Below are 4,741 nucleotides of genomic sequence, written 5' to 3'. Positions count from 1 at the left end.
GCCCCGTCGGCCAATCCGTCGGGACGGATCAGCGCCACGACAGCCCAACATGTGCTGGACGGCCTGAGCGGTAGAATAGACGCTGTTCTGGACGGTGGTCCCTGTGCCGTTGGACTGGAAAGCACGATCATCGGCCTGAACCACCCCCGACCGACTTTGCTGCGCGCTGGCGGGCTGCCGGTCGAAGCAATCGAGGCCGCTTTGGGCGAAACGATCGACGTCGCCAACGGGGCCGAGATCATCGCACCCGGCCAGCTTGCATCGCATTATGCGCCGAACGCGCGGGTGCGGCTGAATGCCCTGTCCGCTGAACCAGACGAAGTATTGCTGGGCTTCGGCCCCATTGAGGGCGATCTGAACCTGTCCCCGTCAGGGGATCTGATCGAAGCTGCCGCACAATTATTTGATCACCTGCATGCGTTGGACGCGATGAACAAACCCATCGCCGTGGCCCCCGTGCCCGACCACGGGTTGGGGCGCGCGATCAATGACAGGCTAAGGCGCGCTGCGGCACCGCGCGGATCAGGCGCGGCCGGCGGTGCCACTTAGCCCAAGCGGATCAATCCCCAAAGACGACAGCGCAGCGGCCCATTTTGCGTCGTCCGGCGTATCGAACACAATCTTGGCAGTGGCAGCACAGGTCAGCCAGCCATTTTGTGCAATCTCGGCCTCAAGCTGGTTCGCGCCCCAGCCCGCATAGCCCAGCATCAACATTGCGTGGTCGGGCCCTTTGCCACGCGCGATGTCCTCAAGAATATCCAGCGTCGCGGTCATGGCAAAATCATCCGACACATCAAGCGTTTGCATGACGGACCGATATTCCGGGCTGTGTAAAACAAAACCACGCTCGGTTTCGACGGGGCCTCCGATATGCACGCCAAGGCCTGATGTATCCTCAAGATCCACGGTGCTAAGCCGGTCCAGAACGTCGGTCAATTTCAGGGTGGATGCCGATTTATTGACGATCAACCCCATCGCCCCATCGGCATTATGGGTACAAATGAAAATCACCGAGTGGTCGAACCGGGGATCGCCCATGCCGGGCATCGCGACCAGCAACTGTCCTGTCAGGTCCATTTCCATATCTACACGCCCCTTTCTACTGTGGATAGCATGGCGCGCGCGCGCGCTGCTTTCAACCCGTCGCTTTGCAACGTTTCATGATGCAAACGTGACTTGGCAGGCTACTCCTCTTGCATCATGAAGGGGCATGAAAAGAAATTTTATACCCCTTTTGGCTGCTGCCTTGCTTGCGCCACTGCCTGCCGCCGCCATGGATGTGATCCAAGGCGAACTGCTGCAAGGCTGGGTGTTGCCCAATGGCAACCGTGTTGCAGCGATTCGGATGACCATGGCCCCCGGGTGGAAAACCTATTGGCGCGCGCCCGGTGACATGGGCATCCCGCCTCATTTCGACTGGGGCGGATCTGAGAACCTGTCCACCGTCGCTGTGGAATGGCCCGCCCCAACCGTTTTCCGCGAGAAAAATCTGACCACGATCGGCTACCGCGATCAGGTGCTGCTGCCTTTGGTGATCACAACGTCCGACAAGGGCGCGCCGGTGATGCTGAACACCACAATCGACATGGGCGTGTGCCTTGATATCTGCGTGCCTGCCACGTTGCATGTCCAAGGTCTGATCGACACTGATGCCACCCGCGCCGTGCCCGCCATTGCCGCATCACTCGCACAGCGACCCTATTCCGCCAAAGAGGCAGGCCTGACCAAGGCCACCTGCAAGATGGCATTCAAAGACGGTGACCTGCAACTTGAGGCATCGCTGACCCTGCCCCATGCCGGCGGCCAAGAAATGGTCGTGATTGAATCAGGCAACCCCGATGTCTGGGTCAGCGAAGCTGACAGCAGCCGCCAAGGCGATATTTTGACGGCAAAAGTCGATATGGCCCATGTCAGCGGGGCCACGGTGGCCATCAGCCGCGCGGCGGTGCGTATCACGGTCTTGGGCAGCAACCATTCGGTCGACATTCTGGGCTGTACGCCCGATTGATCATGCCGCCTGTTTGCGCCGCTGCACGCCATACGCCACCGCCCCGATCACATACCCGCCCAGCGCAATTATCGCGGCACCGCCAATGAACACCAACAGCGCCGCCGTAAGTGGGGCCATCCCCGCCAATGACGGCATCATTGATGCCAAGGCCGGATAGAGCGCGCCGGTGATCCCGGCCCATCCCAAAGTGATCGCAGCCCACGCCAACATGACCGCCCAAAGCCCGATCAGCCCAAACCGCAGACCGCGTGCCCGTGACCGCAGCCCCCGCCGCATCGCGCGGGTTTGCCGCGAGATGTCATGCTGCGCGGCAATCAACGCGGGCACCACGAGCAAGACCAGAAACATGCCGAAGCCCAGACCATAGACCAACGTAATCACCGTCGGTTTCAAAAACTGCGCCTGCTGGCTTTGCTCGTAGAGCAGCGGTGCCATGCCCAAAACCGTTGTCAGCGTGGTCAGCATAACGGGGCGCAAACGGTCTGATGCGCCGTCGATGATCGACGGGATCAACCCGCGTGTTTCGCCATATTCGTCTATTGTCCCCACCAGAACGATGGAATCGTTGATGATAATTCCCGTCATCCCCAACAAGCCCACCACAGTGAACATGCTCAGCGGGACATCCCATAATGCATGGCCATAGATCGTGCCGACCAGTCCAAATGGGATCACCGCCATAACCACCATCGGGCGCGTCCAACTGCCAAACACCCACGCCAGAACCAGATAGATGCCCGTCAGCACCAGAATCAATCCGGTCAAAGCTTCGGATAAAAAGGTGTTTTCCTGTTCGCTCAGGCCCGAGATACGGAATTCGACCTGCCGTTCGGACGCGATACGGGGCAGGATTTCGTCTTGCATCGCAGTGGTGATTTCCGTGGCCCGCGCGGGGTCATCTTCGGAGATATCGCCCGTGACCGAAATCAGCCTGATCCCGTTCTCGCGCCGCACTGTGCTAAACCCCGTACGCCGATCCACACTAACAATGTCAGCCAGCGGCACATATTGCCCGCCGGGCGTGCGCATCTGGGTGCGGTCAAGGAAATCAGCCGTCAATTCGCCTTCGGGCAGTTCAACCCGGATCGTGGCAGAGCGGGGACCATCAGGATAAGTCGCAGCCTCGATCCCGGCAAGACGGTTGCGCAGCGCGCGGCCCAGCGTGTCGATTGTAAAGCCCAGCGATTGGCCTTGCGGGGTCAAATCAAGGATCAACTCTTCTTTATCATAGGCCAGATTATCCTGCACGGCGCTGACTTCGGGGTATTGGCGCAAGGCGTTTTGCAGGTCTTCTGACGCCGCTTTCAGCGCGTCGGTGCTGGCACCGAAAAACTGGACATCCAGCGCATCCCCCCCGGGGCCAGAGCGCCAGCCGCGAAAGCTGACCGTTTCCACCAGCGGGTGGTTCACCACAGTTTCTTGTAATTCCCCAACAAAGGCAAAGCTGGAATAGGGCCGCAGATCAGCGTCGATCAGTTCAATCGAAATCCCGCCCAACAGATCGGCATCCTTGCTGTCTGCCCCGTCGAGCCCGCGCCCCGCATTGCCGCCAATCTGGGCAATCACATAATCGATGGGGTTGGTGCCATGGCGCTCGGCGTATTCAGCCCCCAATGCCTCGGTTGCGCGCTGCATTTCGCGCATCATCGCCAGCGTATCCGCGCGTGTCGCACCTTCGGCCATGGCAAAGTTACCGGTGACCGATCCGCGTTCCGGCGCGTTGAAGAACCGCCATTGCACGTCGCCCTGAATGAACAAGGCAACCTGCGAGGCAAGCACCGCAACAACGCCTGCCAGCACCACATAGCGCCCCTTGATGACCCCCGCCATAAAGGGGCGGAACAGCGTTTCACGAACCCAGACAAAGCCCTTGTTCACCACGCGGCTGGGGATGTCATACCAGCGTTCCTTGGCACCGGAAATCATCGCATGGGCCATATGGTTGGGCAGAATAAGGAAGCATTCAACCAAAGATGCGGCCAGCACGGCAATCACTGTAACAGGGATATCCCCGATCAGACTGCCAAAGCGCCCGCCCACGGCCAAAAGGCCGAAGAAGGCAATAATCGTGGTCATTGTTGCGGCGAAAACCGGCTTTGACATACGCCGCGCAGCGTTTTCTGCGGCTTGATAGGGCGTTTCGCCAAGCTCTTTATGGCGGTAGTCGGCATGTTCACCCACAACGATTGCGTCATCGACAACAATGCCCAGCGTAATGATCAGCCCGAAAAGCGAGATCATGTTGATCGTGACGCCCCCTGCATACATCAACGCAATTGCTGCCGCCATCGCGACCGGAATACCGGCGGCGACCCAAAACGCGGTGCGCGCATTGAGGAATAAAAACAACAGACTAACCACCAACGCCAATCCCGTCAGACCATTGTCGATCAACAGGTCAAGACGGCCAGTAATCGCCTCGGCGCGGGTGCGGATCAATTCGATTGTAACCCCTTGGGGCAGCATGACGGCCATGTCCCCTGCAACCTCTTCGACGCTGCGCTGGATTCCGATCGCGTCGCCCCCATCAGAGCGGTCGATGCGCACGGAAATCGCGGGATCATCGCTGACGAAATACCCCACCTCGCGGTCAGACCCGCGTTCAATCACCCGCGCCACATCACCCACCGTCAGGGATGATCCATCCGGATTGCTGCGCAGAACCACACCAGCGATCGCCTCGGCGCTGCGTTTCGCCGTCCCTGTGCGCACGCGGGCATTGGCCCCCGT

The 4,741-nt window shown here is 59.8% G+C and carries 4 protein-coding genes; 2 read left to right on the top strand and 2 right to left on the bottom strand.

Going from position 1 to position 4,741, the window contains the following annotated elements; translation table 11 throughout:
* Positions 1–549 (top strand): L-threonylcarbamoyladenylate synthase (locus ABYT07_RS18955; protein WP_372993583.1); only part of this gene is annotated, 549 nt, incomplete at its 5' end.
* Here ABYT07_RS18955 and ABYT07_RS18950 read toward each other — a convergent pair.
* Complete coding sequence (locus tag ABYT07_RS18950; protein ID WP_372993584.1) at positions 523–1,077, bottom strand: YqgE/AlgH family protein; 555 nt, start codon at positions 1,075–1,077, stop codon at positions 523–525. The genes ABYT07_RS18955 and ABYT07_RS18950 overlap by 27 nt on opposite strands.
* Before the next feature lie 133 nt (positions 1,078–1,210).
* On the opposite strand from ABYT07_RS18950, the gene ABYT07_RS18945 reads away from it, so the two are divergent.
* Positions 1,211–2,008, top strand: a complete 798-nt coding sequence (locus ABYT07_RS18945; protein WP_372993582.1) for a protein-disulfide reductase DsbD domain-containing protein — start codon at positions 1,211–1,213, stop codon at positions 2,006–2,008.
* On the opposite strand, the gene ABYT07_RS18940 is transcribed toward ABYT07_RS18945, so the two are convergent.
* On the bottom strand, positions 2,009–4,741 hold a 2,733-nt coding region (locus ABYT07_RS18940), incomplete at its 5' end, for an efflux RND transporter permease subunit (protein ID WP_372993581.1).

Origin of the sequence: Sulfitobacter sp. (genome assembly GCF_041552635.1) — a bacterium.
Lineage (GTDB): Bacteria > Pseudomonadota > Alphaproteobacteria > Rhodobacterales > Rhodobacteraceae > Sulfitobacter.
Note: the sequence above shows the minus strand (reverse complement) of the source record. Positions and strands in the feature narration are given on the sequence as shown.